The 15,966-nt window shown below is 66.0% G+C and carries 15 protein-coding genes; 8 read left to right on the forward strand and 7 right to left on the reverse strand.

The annotated features are described in order from the left end of the window. Positions 1–15: 15 nt before the first annotated feature. The 3 genes from AAW51_RS02075 to AAW51_RS02085 all read right to left on the reverse strand — a co-directional run bounded on the left by AAW51_RS02075 (position 16) and on the right by AAW51_RS02085 (position 3,217). Entirely contained in the window at positions 16–1,452 is a 1,437-nt protein-coding gene (locus AAW51_RS02075) for a sensor histidine kinase (protein WP_157359567.1), read from the reverse strand. Between the two features lie 44 nt (positions 1,453–1,496). Next, entirely contained in the window at positions 1,497–2,378 is an 882-nt protein-coding gene (locus AAW51_RS02080; RefSeq protein WP_047193291.1) for a type 1 periplasmic-binding domain-containing protein, read from the reverse strand. A gap of 176 nt (positions 2,379–2,554) precedes the next feature. Then, on the reverse strand, positions 2,555–3,217 hold the full coding sequence (locus AAW51_RS02085) for a response regulator (protein WP_238947734.1): 663 nt from the start codon (positions 3,215–3,217) through the stop codon (positions 2,555–2,557). Positions 3,218–3,471: 254 nt separating this feature from the next. Between AAW51_RS02085 and AAW51_RS02090 the strand changes: the two genes are divergently transcribed. From AAW51_RS02090 to AAW51_RS02105, 5 genes are all read left to right on the forward strand, one after another. After that, on the forward strand, positions 3,472–3,897 hold the full coding sequence (locus AAW51_RS02090) for a response regulator (RefSeq protein ID WP_238947871.1): 426 nt from the start codon (positions 3,472–3,474) through the stop codon (positions 3,895–3,897). 120 nt (positions 3,898–4,017) lie between these two features. Beyond that, on the forward strand, positions 4,018–4,176 hold the full coding sequence (locus tag AAW51_RS29650) for a hypothetical protein (RefSeq protein WP_157359568.1): 159 nt from the start codon (positions 4,018–4,020) through the stop codon (positions 4,174–4,176). Between the two features lie 24 nt (positions 4,177–4,200). After that, the gene (locus AAW51_RS02095) at positions 4,201–4,815 is read left to right on the forward strand and encodes a LysE family translocator (RefSeq protein WP_047193293.1); all 615 of its coding nucleotides are present in this window, start codon (positions 4,201–4,203) and stop codon (positions 4,813–4,815) included. 279 nt (positions 4,816–5,094) lie between these two features. After that, positions 5,095–5,487 (forward strand): hypothetical protein, encoded by a 393-nt coding sequence (locus AAW51_RS02100; protein WP_047193294.1) that lies wholly within the window; start codon positions 5,095–5,097, stop codon positions 5,485–5,487. Between the two features lie 511 nt (positions 5,488–5,998). Beyond that, a complete protein-coding gene (locus AAW51_RS02105) occupies positions 5,999–6,664 on the forward strand; it encodes a PEP-CTERM sorting domain-containing protein (RefSeq protein WP_238947735.1) in 666 nt (221 codons plus the stop codon). Positions 6,665–6,721: 57 nt separating this feature from the next. Here AAW51_RS02105 and AAW51_RS02110 read toward each other — a convergent pair whose 3' ends face one another. After that, positions 6,722–8,701, reverse strand: coding sequence for a penicillin-binding protein 1A (locus AAW51_RS02110; RefSeq protein ID WP_238947736.1), 1,980 nt, complete (start codon positions 8,699–8,701; stop codon positions 6,722–6,724). A gap of 588 nt (positions 8,702–9,289) precedes the next feature. Here AAW51_RS02110 and AAW51_RS02115 point away from each other — a divergent pair. The 3 genes from AAW51_RS02115 to AAW51_RS02125 all read left to right on the forward strand — a co-directional run bounded on the left by AAW51_RS02115 (position 9,290) and on the right by AAW51_RS02125 (position 12,997). After that, complete coding sequence (locus AAW51_RS02115) at positions 9,290–10,957, forward strand: carotenoid oxygenase family protein (RefSeq protein ID WP_157359570.1); 1,668 nt, start codon at positions 9,290–9,292, stop codon at positions 10,955–10,957. A gap of 270 nt (positions 10,958–11,227) precedes the next feature. Next, positions 11,228–12,013, forward strand: a complete 786-nt coding sequence (locus AAW51_RS02120; RefSeq protein WP_047193296.1) for a DUF1161 domain-containing protein — start codon at positions 11,228–11,230, stop codon at positions 12,011–12,013. A 168-nt stretch (positions 12,014–12,181) separates the two neighbouring features. Next, positions 12,182–12,997 carry a crotonase/enoyl-CoA hydratase family protein gene (locus tag AAW51_RS02125; RefSeq protein WP_047193297.1) on the forward strand — a complete coding sequence of 272 codons (816 nt, stop codon included), beginning with the start codon at positions 12,182–12,184 and terminating at the stop codon, positions 12,995–12,997. 111 nt (positions 12,998–13,108) lie between these two features. Here AAW51_RS02125 and AAW51_RS02130 read toward each other — a convergent pair whose 3' ends face one another. The 3 genes from AAW51_RS02130 to AAW51_RS02140 are packed head-to-tail and all read right to left on the reverse strand — an operon-like array spanning position 13,109 to position 15,943. Next, positions 13,109–14,092, reverse strand: a complete 984-nt coding sequence (locus AAW51_RS02130; protein ID WP_047193298.1) for an NAD(P)H-dependent flavin oxidoreductase — start codon at positions 14,090–14,092, stop codon at positions 13,109–13,111. A 52-nt stretch (positions 14,093–14,144) separates the two neighbouring features. Then, a complete protein-coding gene (locus tag AAW51_RS02135; protein WP_047193299.1) occupies positions 14,145–14,963 on the reverse strand; it encodes an enoyl-CoA hydratase in 819 nt (272 codons plus the stop codon). Positions 14,964–14,989: 26 nt separating this feature from the next. After that, positions 14,990–15,943, reverse strand: a complete 954-nt coding sequence (locus AAW51_RS02140; protein ID WP_047193300.1) for a hypothetical protein — start codon at positions 15,941–15,943, stop codon at positions 14,990–14,992. Positions 15,944–15,966 lie beyond the last annotated feature (23 nt).

Genomic DNA, 15,966 nt, shown 5'->3' on the forward strand with positions numbered 1-15,966 from the left:
CTGCCAGCGCGGCGGCTATGCGCCCCCGCCTGACGGCCACGGAAACCGCACTTCCAGCCGTGTGCCGCCGGACGGAAGCGTCTCGACGGACAAGGTACCCCCGGCCGCCAACGCCCGCTCACGGATGCCGATGAGGCCCAGCCCACTGCCCTGGTTCCACGCCGGCTGCAGGCCGCGACCGTTGTCGCTTGCCGCCATGATCAGCGCCCCGCGCTGCTCGTCCACGGCAAGGCAGACACTTGCAGCCGTCGCACCGGCGTGCTTGGCGATGTTGGACAGTGCCTCCTGCACGATCCGATAGGCGTTGATCGCCAACGGGTGGGGCAGGTTCGGGAAGCGTTCGTCGACGATGAGCTCGAACCGACACCCGGGGTGCAGCGTGTCGAAGTCGCGTACTGCCTCAGCGACCGCCCCCCGGAACCCCAGGGTGTCCAGCACCTCCGGGCGCAACTCCTTGACGATCCGACGGGCACTGTCGTACAGCTGGTCAGCGGTCTTGGTGATGCGTTGTGCGATGGCCTCCACCTCGGCTTGGGGCACCGGCGTATCACCGTGCGAGCAAAGTGCGGCCGCGCCGAGCCGCACCGCAATCAACGATGCGTTGAGCTGGTCATGGATCTCGATGGCGATTCGGCGGCGCTCTTCCTCCACCAGTGCGTTGCCGTGAGCCAGCAGCCGGCGCTTCTCATCCTCGGCCTCGCGGGCCGCCTGCAAGGCACGTTGCAACTCCTCGGTGCGCCGCGCGACCTTTGCCTCGAGCGCTTGCCGGGACTCGGCCAGCTCCCCCGCCATCGCGACGATGGCCTCCTGCAGCTCTCCCAGCTCTCCGCCGCGGCTGGCCGGAAGCCGGAGCTGGTAGCGGCCTTCGCGTATGTCCCGAAGCGCGGCCATGACGGCGGACAGCGGGCCATGAATCCTGCGCGCGAGCAGCAGCGCCACGACACCACTGACGATCGCTGCGACGAGGGTGACGAGCCCGGCCAGGTACAGGTTGCGGCGTTTGGCTTCGAGCAAGGGTTCAGGCGACATGAGCACGCGCACGTGCCCGAGGACGTCCCCGGCCTTGACTTGAAGGTCGCGGCCCGCGCCGGTCAGGTGCGGCGCGGCGGGGTCGTCGAACATGTCGACGTCGATCGCCAGTGCCTGGATCGGGTGCTCGAATGGGAGTGCGCCGCTGTGGTCTTCGGCCGTGCGCGCCTCTGCGATACGCTGGCGGGTGTCGTCGAGCACTTCCACGGCCGCAATGCTGCGCTCGGTGGCGAGCAACCCGTGGATGACGGCTGACAGCGCGGGCGCGTTGCCGGACACCACCGCGTATCGACTCGCTTCGGCGAGCGTGGCTGCGAGCAAACGGCCGCGGTCTTGGATGTCCGAGCGAATCTCGTTCAGCCGAGCCAGGTAAATGGCGGCGCTCACGGCCACCCACATCAGCAGGGCGGGAATGACGGCCAAGGCCACGACCAGCGCGGTGATGCTGTGCCCACGCCGCCCCGTCCTCACTGCGGCCTCGCCTGCGGGCGCCTGCCCATGTCCCGCACGCCTTCCGGCACCACCACGCCGAGCGACTTGGCGACGTGATCGTTGATCAACACGCGCCAGTACAGCGGGTACTGCGGCGGGGGCAGCGGGCCCGCGCCCAGTTGCGGCTCCAGTTGGTCAAAATGCGCCACCACGTCCTCCACCGAGGCGTAGGCGCTGGCAAGGGTGCCGGCGTGCACCAGCGCGGCCGAGAAGCCGACGACAGGCTGCCCACGCCGGTAGGTCGACTCCAGGACCAAGGCAAGGTTCTCCTTGGTGTACAGGCTGCCGTCGGGAATGGCGAGGATGACCTTGGCCCCTCCCAGCTCGCCCAGTTCACGAACGACGTTGGCCCGCGATGCTGCGCGGCGCACCAACAGATCGAGGCCCAACGCTCCTGCTGCGCGCTGGAGTCCCTGCGCCAACGGCTCGGTCAACTCCGACAGCAACACACCCACGGAGACAGGCCGCCGGTACAACGCCGCGATGACTTCGAGCTGGATCTGTGGCGACACCTCAGGGTAGATCGCCGTCACGCCCTGATGCCGTGTTGGCCGTGTGCTGGCAGCCACCACCTGCTGATAGGTCTGGCTGGAGGTGAACAGCGAAACCAGCGGCTGCAGTTCGGCCTCTAGGCCCGCCTGGAGTGCGGCCGGGCCGATGGCGAGGTAGATTGCCGGGCCGGCACGCCGGGCCAACACCTTCGGATCGCCGCTCTGGGTCAATGCAGGGTAGCGGTTTTGCAAGGCCGCCAAGATTTCGCGCACGGCCGGGGTGTCGCCGATCGCCAACACGCGCAACTCGGGCCGCGCATGGGCGACCCGCATGGACAACAGCGCGAGCACCGCCAGGAGGCACATTCGGGCGAAGACCTGCCAGCGGAATGGCAAACGTCGGGGTACTGCGGTGCCCATGATCAGGCGCTACATCTTGCTCGGCAGTGTCCGATAGACCGTCTGCGGGCGATTGTCCGGGCACGGCACTGCGTTGCCAACCGAGGCCGGTGCGCGGGCGTGTGACGGGATACGGTGAGGACTCACGGGGCGATCAACATATGCCGCACCGCGAGGCGGGTGATCTCGGCCGGGCGGTGCACCCCCAAGCGTTCTTTGATCGCCTGGCTGACGTTGCTGATGGTTTTGGGTGACAGGCTCAGTTCCTCGGCAATCTCGACGTTGGTCAGGCCGAGCGCCATGCGCTTGAACACTTCCAACTCGCGCGCATCGAGCCGCGCCTGCGGTGACTCGTCTCCGCGCACGTTCAACAACGCCAATCGCTGTGCGATGTCCGTCGCGAAGAACAACTGACCGGCATGGACTTGCCGAATCGCGTTCGCCAGCACGTCCACCGGCGCGTTCTTCGTGACGAACGACATGCCGCCCAAGCGGTAAGCCTCTTTCACCAGCTCGTCCTGGTCGAACTGAGAGTAGAAGGCGATACGGGCGTCGGGATGACGAGCCAGGAGGTCTCGAGCCACCTCCAACCCGGACGGTTGCCCCTCCCCGAAGCGAACATCCAACAGGACCACATCGGGGCGCGACGCCTTGAACTTGGGCAGCACCTCGGAGGCTTTGAGCGCTTCACCGACACACTCGATCCCGTGGCGCTTCAACGCGCTCACCAACCCCTCCACGATCAGCGGATGGTCGTCCGCGATGAGCACCTTGATTGCGTGCACGGCCACGTTCTCGCCCTCCACCTGCTTACCTCTGCAAAGCGCACTTTGTACATCAGCCCGATGTGCACCAAGGCGCGCCGGCTCTTGTCAAATGTCCCAGGGGGACTGGTTTATCGATTCGAGACTTGCTATCGTGTAGCAATCATATTTGCTTTCACATAGTAATGCAGCGGCGGGTTGAGAGGCACCAGGCGCTGGGTGCGAAGGCCGCCGACTGAAAAGGAAGCAGTGCAATGGGGGTTGAGGGAATGCAAGCGCAGGCAGCCGGGGACTTGGTGGTGCTGGTGGTCGATGACAACGTCGATGCCGCTGACTCCCTGCGCTGCCTGCTCGAACTGCTGGGGTGTACCGCCGTCACAGCCTACGATGGTCCTTCTGCCGTGCAGCTGGCAGCACAGGCGCGTGTGCAACTCGCGATCATCGATTTGGACCTGCCCGGCTTTGACGGCTGTGAGGTGCTCCGGAGGTTGAAGTCGGATGCGTCGCTCGCTCCGGAGAGGGCAGTCTGCTTGACAGGCCAAGGACGTTCGGCCGATCGACAGCGCTGCCTGAACGCGGGCTTCGACGAGTTCTGGTCGAAGCCGCTCAAGATGACGGATCTGTCGCGTGCCTTGGTGTCCTCACAAGAAGCCATGCGGGCGCGGCTCGGGCAGCGGGGTGCGGTCGTGCTCGATGCAGATGCTACGGAGAGGGCGCGGTGAAGGCCAGTAACCATCGGAGACGATGAGCAGGAAGCCGCCTTTGCTCGTGTCACCACTCCACAGATTCCTCCCCCAAGCAGCTTGCGAAGTGCTGGCCCGTGCCATCCAAGGGAGGGGCAGTTGATTCGCCACTCGACCGATGAAGTTCTGCGCTGTTTCTCGGCGACGCGGTTAGGCTCGGCTCCCGGCATCGCCGGCTCGCTGCTCGGAACCATGGGTATGCCCATCGCGAAAACGCAGGCCGGCGCCATCGTGGAGCGCGCTTACGTGATTCACTGACCAGAGCCAAGGAGGGGTCGCGGTATGCAGACTGGGACGTTGTTGATATTCGCGATGACGGTGCTGCCTCTGGTATGCACGCCGGGCCCCGATATCCTCTTCGTGGCCTCTCAAGGCCTGTCCGGGGGCACCAGTGCCGCCATGAGAGCGAACACGGGCGTGATCCTTGGGTACGTGATGCACGGTGTACTGAGCACGCTCGGTGTTGCCGCCGTCGTAGCGGCATCCCCTGTCTTGTTCGAACTGATGCGCTGGGCAGGCGTCGTGTATCTCGCCTATCTGGCCTTGCGCCTCATCCAGTCTGCCATGCGCTCGGGACAAATTGCACTCACCCGGGAGCGCACCACAACGCAGATCAGACGCGGCTTTCTGACGAGCTTCCTGAACCCCAAGGGCCTTTTGGTGTACTTTGCCATCCTTCCCAACTTCATCAAGCCTGAGGCCAACGTGGCCCTGCAGGCGGTGATCCTGTCCGCCATCTTCGTCGCGCTATGCGCCATCGTCTACGGCCTTGTGGGAGCTGTCGTCTCCGCCGCCGGACGCAGGGGCAACTTCAGTGAACGACGCCGCCGCTGGGTAGAAGGGGCCTCGGGCGCGCTTCTGATCGTGGCGGCCGCGCGGCTGGCAACCGGCAAGTGAGTCCCGCGGGGAATCGACTCGACCGACAGATTGAAGAGGGACGAATCGAGAGGCCCGTGACACGCCTAATCACCCTTCCTCGGGAAAGACAGGCGGTTGGCAAAGATGTGGCTTTTGTCATAGCGCGAAGGCGATCGGTCGATGTACAAAGCTCCTCCGGTCGCGACTGCGGAGAATTTCAACATCGAGCTGACCAGACGATGAACCGATCAGGGCCGCGTTAAGTGCCGTGGACCGTCGGCCGCACGCCGTCCGGCTAACTATCAAAAGACATCGCCCATGTTGGAAGTGTTCGTACTGGTGGTCGTCTCCGTTGCCGCGGTTCGATCGGCAATCGTTCTTCGGAAGAGCAGACTACTGTTTATTGAGTTCAAGTGCCCGCAAGTTGTGGCATCGCTCGTCCTCCTGTTTCCTCTCGGGCCTCTGGTGATGCTCATCGTATCCTGGTTGATCGGGCTCTTGCCCGCCGCGACCCTCGCCGTGATGTGCTTCATCCCCGGGCTCGTTGCGATCAGGCGCGCCCGCCGCGTTTTCGACCGCTCCGGAACTGATAGAACACGGTCGGTTCAGGATGCCTTGGCTGTTGCGTCTATCACTGGAATTGGAGGGATTGCATATATTGTTTGCTCCGTCATCATTACGCTCGCGTTCTTTCACATCCGTGCAGCCTAGCCCTTATGAGGACTTTCCCCGCGGCACCTCCGCGACGGAAATGAGCGCCAAGCCAGGCGCTTCCCATCGTGGCGCTTCGATGGCCCGTCGCATGCGCTCAGCTAGTTCGGGTCGGGACTGTCTTTTTGACTCGTTAATCAGAACTGGCGGAATCTGAAGGCCTCCGATCCGCGACCCGTTGCTGCCTCGCTGTCACGGCCACGCTGTGATGGCTCGGAGTGCACCAGTTGTCCGCCAGCAAAAGCACAGTCGCCGACCCATCCGCACAGCACTGTAGGCGTTTGATCACATCTCCACCGGCGACCAGCCATTGTTGTTGCGCTGCATCGGCGTTTCAGAAGCTTGCACCCGGAGTCCGTGCGGCTCCCGATACTTTTGTATGTCTGTGCTTGACGCTGCCACCCGCCTCACATCCGATTGAATCGCTCGACGAGCGTCAACTGCGAATCCGTGACTGGCGAGCGCAGTCGGTAGGCCTGGCAAACGACTTACAAACTTCAGGAGCTTTGTCGTGCGTTCCTTCTTCGTTTCCTGTCTTCTGGCGGGTGTCGCCACGGCGGCGCAAGCGGGAGTGATTCTTCAACCGCGATCGGTCGAGGTGGTTAGCGGGTGGGGGAAAGATCCCACCCCCTTGATCGATCAGAGCGGCATCCCCTGGTACAACTCGGGCGTAGACGATTTTGACGCCTATGTCGCCAATCGGCCTTTTGCTCGCGACGGTGAGGCGTCCGTTTGGTGGAGCCAGTCCGACGTGATCTCGGGCCCTCAGACCGCAACCCTCGATTTCGATCTCGGCGGCACCTGGCGCATCGAGTCGTTCGCGTTCTGGAACATCCTGGGCAGCTACGGCTTTGACAGCTTCGACGTCCTGGTATCCGATGATGCGTCGTTCACCGACGCCAAGTTGCTCGGCAACTTCACCGCAGTCCAACAACCCGCGGTGGACGAGTGGGGAGAAGAAGTAGGGAACTACGCACAGGTGTTCGAACTTGCACCGATCACCGGTTCTTTTGTTCGCCTGCGCTCGACGGGTGGCTGGGTCTGGGAAGAGGGCTTCAACGAAATCGCGTTCGAAGTGTCGCCGGTCCCGGAACCCGAAACGTATGCGCTGATGGCAGGCGGCTTGACCCTCCTGGCCTGGGCCCAGCGCCGTCGTCGGGCCGCCACCGCGGCGTGACGCACTGAAGGGGCTCGTAGACCCTTCATGGCGACGAGTTGAAGGCGCGTAGCCCTATCAGTCCCAGCCGAACCACCGCCTGATCGCTTCGCCAGCGTTCTGAATCGCGGCCTCGACGGCCCTGCCGGCGCGGCTCGGGAACGCGGCCTGGGGATCAATGGCGCGCGCCGCCAGCGCGCGCTGCATGAAGTCGCCGACCACATGCAAAGCGTTGTGCGCACCTTGGCCCCAATGGTCGCTGCGCAGCGTGACACGCGGGTCGTCGAAGCCGACCCAGCTGCCGCTGACGAGGTGGGGGTGCATCAGCACGAACCAGCCGTCGGCGTTGTGCTGGGTCGTGCCGGTCTTGCCGGCCACGTCGGCGTCGATGCCATGTGCGTCGCGGATGCCGCGCGCAGTGCCGCGGTCCACGACGGCACGCAGCATGTCGATCAGTTGGATGGCGACATCGGACTCGAGCACCCGTTCGTGTGTTGTTGCGGCCGGCGGCGCAAACTCGGCGACCACCCGCCCACTTGCATCTGTCACCCGCGTCACCAGCACCGGCGCCCGGTACTCGCCGAGTGCCGCGATACTGGCGTAGGCGCTGGCCATCTCGAGCAGGGTGACGGGGCTCGTGCCCAGTGCGAGCGACGGCACGGCTTCGAGCTTGCTCTCGCGCACCCCCAGACGCTGGGCGAAACCCACCACCTCGCGCGTGCCGACAGCTTCGATCAGCTGTGCCGTGATGCTGTTTCGTGAATGGACCAACCCATCCTCCAGCGTGGACCATCCGTCGCCGTTCTCGTTCGCGTCGCTCGGCCTCCAAACGGTGCCATTCGGCAGGCGGATCGCGACCGGGCCGTCGCGGAGCTCGCGCTGCGGGTCCATGCCCGCCTCCAGCGCGGCGCCATAGACGAAGGGCTTGAAGGTTGAGCCCGGCTGCCGGCGCGCCTGCTGCACATGGTCGAAGCTGCCGGTCGCGAAATCGCGGCCGCCGACCCAGGCCCGTACATGGCCGTTGCGAGGATCGAGGGCGACCAGGCCGGCTTCCAGGCGTGTCTTGCGTTCGCGCAAGGCCGTCATGAACGCAGCGTCTGCGCGCAGCTGTGCCAGCGCGTCGTCCTTTGAGCTGCCCTCGTCCACCAGGCTCGCGAACTCGGGCGACTCGCGGATGAAGGCATCGACGAGGTCGGACCGCGTGGCCCAGAAGTGAGCGAAGGGATCGACCTTGCGGCGCGCCTGAGGGTAGGCGTCCATGCGCGTCGACAGCAGCTTCGCGCTGGCACGCCCCCACTCGACGTCGGCCACCGCCTGGAGGGCCTCGAGCCGGCGCTCCAACGCCTGGGTCGCCAGGCGCTGCAGGCGGACATCGAGCGTCGACTGCACGACCAGGCCGTCGGCGTACAGGTCGTACCCGAGCAGTTCACCCCAGCCGATCAGCCAGCGCCGCACGACGTCGGAGAAGTGCGGCGCGGGGCCGATCTCCAGGTCCTGGCGCACGAAGCGCAGGCGCAGCGGGCGCCGACTGAGCTTGTCGTAAGCCGACGGGCCCAGCTTGCCGTGCTTGACCATCTGAGCCAGTACCAGGTTGCGGCGCTCGAGCGCCCGCTGCGGGTTCGATACCGGGTTGTAGGCCCGGGTGCCCTTGAGCAGACCGACCAGCGTGGCGCCCTCGGCGACGGTCAACTCGCGTGCTGGCTTGCTGTAGTAGGTGCGCGCCGCCATCTCGATGCCGAAGGCGTTGTAGTGGAATGAGACGGTGTTGAGATAGCTCTCGAGAATCTCGCGCTTCGAATAGCGGCGCTCGAGCTTGATCGCCGTGATCATCTCCTTGATCTTGCGTGTCGCCGTGAGCGAGCGGCCGATTTCTTCAGGGAAGACGTTGCGCGCCAGCTGCTGGGTGATGGTGGAGCCGCCCTGGCGATCTCCGCCCACGGTGTAGACCACCGCTGCCAGGCTGCGCCGCCAGTCGACACCAGCGTGTTGCCAGAAGCGGTGATCTTCGGTCGCGATCAGCGCATCGACCACATGGGCCGGCACGCCGTCGAGGGCCATCCATTCGCGATTCGTCCGTCGGAAGGTTGCGATGACCGACCCGTCTGCCGCAAGCAACACGCTCGGCCGCTCGTTTCGCGCCTTGAGCACGTCGTCGACGGCGGGAGTGAATGGGATCAGCAGGGCGACACAGGCTACCAGGAGCAGGCCCGCGGCCAGTGCCGCCACGCCGAGGCCGCGCAGCGCGAGAAGCGCGCGCTGCGGTGCCCTGAGTCCCGGCCCGAAGAGTGTCCGGAAATAGCCGATCAACCGCATGAGCAGGACCGCGACGAGTTCCGCGGCAACCCAGCACGCGGTGGATCGATAACAGAGGAAAGAAGCACTGAGGACACCAACTGACCAACCACCTAGACGGCGATCGTTATCGCCGGACGACTGTCGATCAATTGTGGCTTACGCGACGGGAGCCGCTTTGCACTTCAGCAAACATGTAACTGATGAGACGGTAAGTCCTACGACCGCCGCGACGGGCCGGTCAGTCGCTGTTCGAGTAGGAAGATGGCCACTGTCAGATCTGCGCGTGGCGTTGCCTAAGAGCTGGCACAACCATCTGAGGCGTTTCATCAGGGGCCACAGGACGAGCCGGGCGTGGAGAGCCGCGCTGCTGTTGGTCTCGGCCTGGCCGTGGTCAAACGCCTGTCCGGGTGTTCTGGGCTATTACACCGTCGAGGTGAAGGCCCGGGTGGGCAGTGGGACCGTGATGCGGGTGCATCTGCCCGCGACGGCGCTGATCATTTGAAGGAGACTGAAATGATGTCGCAAACAGGATCTTCCCCGCAGGCACCAGCTTTCAAGCCGCCGTTCGATATGTCCGGCCATTGGGACGGTGAAGGGATACAGGCCGCCTTCCAGAACGCCCGGCATCAGCCCTGGACGTTGGGTTACCGCTCTTTCGATGTCGAATCGGCCCAGGCCGGCCCTGTGGCTGTGCACGGGGCACTGCCCGAAGGCCTGCGCGGCACGTTGTTCCGCACCGGCCCGGCCTTGCACGACATGGGTGGGCAACGCTATGCGCACCGCTGGGACGGCGACGGGCTGCTGCAGGCCTTTCGCCTGCGTGACGAGGGTGTGACGCACCAGGCGCGCTACCTGCACACCGAGAAGTACCTGCGCGAGAAGGCAGCGGGCAAGCGCCTGGTGAGCGGCTTCGGCACGCATGTGGCCGGTTCCCGCAACCTGCCCGAGCCGATGGATGAAATGAACGCCGGCAACATCAACATCGTGCCCTGTGCCGGAGAGATGCTCGCGCTGTGGGAGCCCGGCTCAGCCTACCGGGTCGATCCCAACACCTTGGACACGCTCGGTGTGAAGACGTGGCGGGACGACCTGAAGGGCGCCGCCTTCTCTGCCCATCCGCGCCGGATGCCCGACGGCACGATGTGGAACTTCGGCTGTGTGGCCGCAGAAGGCCTGGTGAGGGTCTTCCATGTGTCGGCCAGCGGCGCCCTCATCGACGTGCATACCCTCGCGATCCCCCACTCGGCCACCCTGCACGACTTCGCGGTGACCTCGCGCCATCTGGTCTTCCTGGCGCCGCCGCTGGCCTTGAGCCCTGAGCGGCTGCGGGCGGGCTTGCCGTTCGGAGCGGCGTGCGAGTGGCGTCCATCCCTCGGACTGCGCGTGGTGGTGGTGGACTTGCGCGACTGGAGCGAGCAGCGGTTCGAGCTGCCAGCGTCGAATGTTTTTCATATCGGCAACGCGTGGGAAGACGACGATGGCGTCATCCGGCTCGACTGCATGCGGGATGACCAACCACGCGCGATGCTCGCGGGCTGGACGCTCATGAAGGGAGAGTACCGCCACCACGGCGGCACGCGCATGACGCTGATCACGATCGATACCTGCAAGGGCAGCATCGACTGTCAAACCCGTGAGGATCTCGAGGGAGAGTACCCGGTGGTGGCCTCCGAAGAGATCGGCCAACGCTACCGCCAGGTGGTCTTCGCCCGCCGCAGCGCGCAGCGCGACCCAGGCGTCCCCGGCTTCGACCAGATCGCCAGCTTCGACGTGGAGGAAGGTGCGGTCGACGTCTACGACTACGGTGCGGGATGGCTGGTGGAGGAGCACGTCATCGCCAGCGACCGCCACGTTCCAGGCCAACGATGGGTCATCGGCAGCGCGCTGGACCTGCTGGAGCAGCAGACGGTTCTATCTGTCTTCAACGCTGGAGCCTTGCACGCCGGACCCGTCATGCAGGCTCGACTGCCCTACGCACTCCCTCTCGGGCTTCACGGCTCCTTCGTTGCAGACGACTGAAACGGCGGCCGTGCAGACACGGCGATCACAGTGCGGCCGGCCGACCATCTCGCAGTGCGTGGAGCACAGACCGGCAACACCAAGATGAGCGAGCGCTGACGACTCACACATCCTGGATGTGTTGCGCTCCAGGCCTGACCCACCAGGGCCACCTACCTCTCCCGGCCCCCGCTCGCAAGCCCGTGTTTTCGCCCCCTGTTCCGGGGGCAGCGTCCGAAGACAAGCCCGGGTCCCAGCGGCCACAATGTAGGCCCAGGAGAGGCAGTCAGAATGGCAGTCGAAAAGAAGCACATCCATCACCGCGCCAACGACCTTGCTTGCGCAGGCGCCGGCGCTGGCTGGCCTGGTCAACTCGCCCGGATCGTCCTGCCCACGCTGATGGGGGCGGCCTCATTGTTGGCATCCGTCGACGCCCAGGCACAGAGTGCGTGCGATCAGCTGAAAGGCAGGCTGGCCGGACGTTTGCGTGCCGATCCCCGCAGCTACATTTTGGAAGCGGTGCCCGCCAGAACGCCCGTGCCGCGAGGCGCCAAGGTCATCGGGACATGCGAAGGCGGTGCCAAGAAGATACTGTTCATCAGAGGTGCTGCTGCTGCGGCGTCGGCATCCGCGAACGTGCGCAACGCCGAGCCAGCGCCAGCGCCAGCACCGCCATCACCCGCCGTGGTGCAGCCGGACCCCCAGCCACCGTCGCCGGTGCCGGCCGATGCCGTCGCCGAGCCGGCCTCCGCGTCGACTGCGGCAGCTTTGCCAGCTGCCGTGCTGCGTCCGATCGACAGCGCGCCCGCCATTTCCGCGCCCAAGCGTTCCGTTGATGAGGCGGCGGCGATCGATGCGCGCGCGACCAACACTACGCTGTCGCTGCAACCACAGGCGGTCGCTGGCGCCGCTGGCGAGCAGCCCACCCTGGTGGAAAGGACCTCGCGGTTCGCCCTCGCATACTGGCGATGGCTACTGGCCCTGGTGCTGCTGCCGCTCGGGCTGGGGGCGTGGGCCTGGCTGGACCATCACCGCACTTACGACGCAGCGGGTCTGCCTCGCGGGCCCCGGCTTTAGGTCCGGCCATCCGCAGCGACGGCGTGTGGTGACGGGCCTGTCCGGCGCGTCCCCTTGTCTACCGGCCCAGCTGCCCGGTGGGCATCGCAAGGCGCCCAGTGGAAGGGCCGCTGCGGCCGTCTCCAAGTTCAGCCAAAATCGCCTGACTTCGACTTCGCAGGTGATGGCATGACTGACTCTCCCGACCAACGGGTTCGCGTGAGCGTGGACGACCGGGGTATTGCCGAGGTGGCACTGGTGCGCGTGGACAAGATGAACGCGATCGATCCGGCGATGTTCAGCGCGATCAACGAGGCCATCGAGCGGCTCCGCGACGACGCGCGGGTTCGGGTCGTGGTGCTGCACGGGGAGGGTCGCGCTTTCTGCGCCGGCCTGGACATGAGCCGCTTCCAGCAGATGGGCGAAGGCCAGACGGCGGGATCGCTCGGCAGCGATCTGCTCACACGCACCCACGGGCTGGCGAACGCCCCCCAGCACGTCGGCTGGGGCTGGCGTCAGCTGCCGGTGCCGGTGATTGCCGCGGTGCACGGCGTGGCGTTCGGCGGCGGTCTGCAGATCGCGCTCGGTGCCGACATCCGCATTGTCCATCCCGAGGCGAAGCTGTCGGTGATGGAAGTCAAGTGGGGCCTGGTGCCGGACATGTCCGGTTGTGTTTTCATGACCGAGCTGGTGCGTGCCGATGTGCTGCGCGAACTCACCTTCACCGGTCGCATCGTCTCCGGCACCGAGGCCCAGGCGCTGGGGCTCGCCACCCGCGTCGCCGCCGACCCGTTGGCGCAGGCCCGCGAGCTGGCAGCGCAGATCGCTGCGCTCAGCCCCGATGCGATCCGCGCCGCCAAGCGTTTGCTCAACGGTGCATCACCGGTGAACGCGAGCGAGGTGCTGCTGGCCGAGGCCCGCGAGCAGCAGGCCTTGATCGGCAGTCCGAACCAGCGGGAGGCTGCGCTGGCGGGTCTGGAGAAGCGGGTGCCGCGGTTTCGCTGACCGGATCGCCGGTCGTCGTCACCGGCACATCATCTGCGCGCCGTTCAGATCGATGACGCGCCTTTCACCGCCTGTGGCCGGGCGGCCGCTCCCGACGGCCCGGCCGGCCCTTCACACTCGCATAGCGTCGATGCGTGCCAACCGCTGCGCAATGATCTCGTGCGCCTGCGCCATGATGCGGTCGATCAGGTCCTTCACGGTGGGCACATCGTTGATCAGCCCGGCCACCATGCCGCAGGACCAGGCCCCGGCATCCATCGCACCTTCCTGCATGATGCGCGGGTAGACGCCGGCCACTTCGGGCAGGATGTCTTCGAACTTGATGTTGGCGCCGAGGGCCCGTTCTTTTTCGATCAGGCGTTCGACGGCGGCGTTGTTGAGCACACGCTCGGTGTTGCGCAACGGGCGCATCACGAGGCGGGTGTCGAGTTCGCTGGCGGCGACGATGGCCTGCTTGACGTTCTCGTGCACCGGCGCCTCCTGGGTGGCGATGAAGCGCGTGCCCATGTTCATGCCTTCGGCACCGAGCGCGAGCGCGGCCACCAGCGAGCGGCCGTCGGCCATGCCGCCCGAGGCGACGAAGGGTATCTTCAGCGCTTCCGCTGCGCGCGGCAGCAGGATGAAGTTGGGGACGTCGTCCTCGCCCGGATGGCCGCCGCATTCGAAGCCGTCCACGCTGACGGCATCACAGCCGATGGCCTCGGCCTTCAACGCATAGCGCACCGAGGTGCATTTGTGGATCACCTTGACGCCGGCTTCCTTCAGCGCGGGCAACCACTTCTGCGGGTTGTTGCCCGCCGTCTCGACCACCTTGACGCCGCCCTCGATGATGGCCTTGACGTAGCCCGGGTAGTCGGGCGGCGTGACCGAGGGCAGAAAGGTGAGGTTGACGCCAAACGGCTTGTCGGTCATCTCGCGGCAGCGGGCGATCTCCTTGGCCAACAGCTCGGGCGTCCGCTGTGTGAGGCCGGTGATGATGCCCAGCCCTCCCGCATTCGAGACGGCCGCGGCCAGCTCGGCCAGGCCGACATAGTGCATGCCACCTTGGATGATGGGGTGCTCGATGCCCAGGAGTTCGGTGATGCGGGTTTTCATGGCGTTCTGGTGGGATGAGTGATGGGGGCGGAAGGGGCGTGACGCCAAGGGGTCAGCGGCCCTTGAACTCCGGCTCGCGCTTTTCGACGAAGGCGCGTGCGGCGTTGCGGTGGTCTTCGGTCTCGGCGCAGTGGATGTGGTGGGTGGCTTCCAGGTCCAGGCAGTCGTCCACCTCGCCGGCCATCGCCCGGTTCAGGTTTTCTTTCATGTAGCGGTAGGCGACCGCCGGGCCGCGCGCCAGGCGCTGCGCCAGCTCGCGGGCGCGTTCGGCCAACTGTTCAGGCTCGCAGACCCAATTGGTCAAGCCCAATCGCAGCGCTTCTTCGGCCGACACCCGATCGCTCAGCATGTACAGCTCGCGGGCCTTGGCCGCGCCGACGAGCTGGGTCATGAAGTAGGTGCCGCCGTAGTCGCCCGCGAAGCCCACCTTGGCGAAGGCGGTGGTCATGAAGGCATTGCTGGCCATCAGGCGCAGGTCGCACGACAGTGCGAGCGACAGGCCCGCGCCGGCGGCCGCACCGGGCAGCACGGCCAGCGTGGGCTTGGGCATCTTGAAGAGCCGGCCAGCCGTCTCGCGCTGGCTGTGGCGTTGCTGGTGGATGGCTTCGTCGATGGTGCGCGTGGCCGCAGCGCCGCTGCCCGCGGCCATGCTTTTGACATCGCCGCCCGCACAGAAGGCTTTGCCGCTGCCGGTCAGCACGATGCAGCGCACCGCAGGGTCGAACTCCGCGGCCACGAGTTGTTGCTGCAGGGCCTGCAGCATCGGGCGCGAAAGTGCATTGCGTGCGTCCGGCCGGTTCATCGTGAGCGTGAGCACACCTGCGTCGAACGAGGCCAGCAGGTCGGGGGTTCCGGTGTCGATCTGGGGCATGGTGCGTGAGTCCTGCAGGAGGGGGCTTAACGGGTGTAGCCGAGTTCGCGTGCTTCGGTCTCGTAGTTGGCGTACGAGGCCTTCAGCGTGGCGGCGTTGAGGATCATCTCGGCGGCCAGCGTGCGCGTGCCGGCTTCGAAGACCCGAGTGCGCACCCAGACCGATTCGGTGCGTGCGCTCTCGCTCAAGGCGACGATCTCGCGTTCGAGGTCGTAGGGCTGGCCCACGAACAAGGGGCCCTTGACGAGGCGGATCTGCTGACCGGCAAACAGGCCCACCGCGGGCTTGCGCCCGCTCAAGCCAGCCTGGTCAATGGTGCTGCCCAGCAGCACGCTGATCATTTCGAACGGAATGATGGGGCGGCCCCAGGGTGAGGTGGCGCCGCCTTCCGGCGTGTACCAGGGCGAGGGTTCGGTGATGACCTTGAGCTTGGCCGCCAGCGTGAACGGATAGTGCCCGCCCATGTGCTGATCGAAGTCCATCGCGATGGACTCCTTCGCCGCGCCACGCTGGCCCACCTTCAGGTCGCGGTTGATCACGAGGCTGGTGGCGGGGCGCAGTTTGGCGATGCGCTGCGGAATCTCGTGGGCGCTGTCGGGCACGTCGCCGACCGAGGCCGTGCCGGTGAGCACCGGCGTGCCGTCGCGCTTTTCGGCCCAGATGCGCACCAGTCGCTCGCCTGCTGCGGGCGGTTGCACGTAGGCTCGTACCTCTTCGCCCTCGACCACCATGTTCTGATAGTGCGAGCTGATGCAGCCGGTCTCGAACCAGGCCTGGCCGAAGACTTGGAACAGCAGCGGGTCGAACTGGCTGAAGTGGGTGGGGCCTTCGATCGGTCCCGCGCGCAGGCCGAGGTTTTCGGCCGTCTTGTCGTCATGGATGGACAGGTGGCCGTCGTAGGTTTGTTCGGCCAGCATCTGCCGCGGCTTGCGCAGCGGGCCGCACAGCGTGACGGTCGTGTCGGGAAAGGCAGGGGTCATGGTGTTTTCTCCGGGCCGCCTCT

This window comes from Caldimonas brevitalea (assembly GCF_001017435.1).
Taxonomy (GTDB): domain Bacteria; phylum Pseudomonadota; class Gammaproteobacteria; order Burkholderiales; family Burkholderiaceae_C; genus Caldimonas; species Caldimonas brevitalea.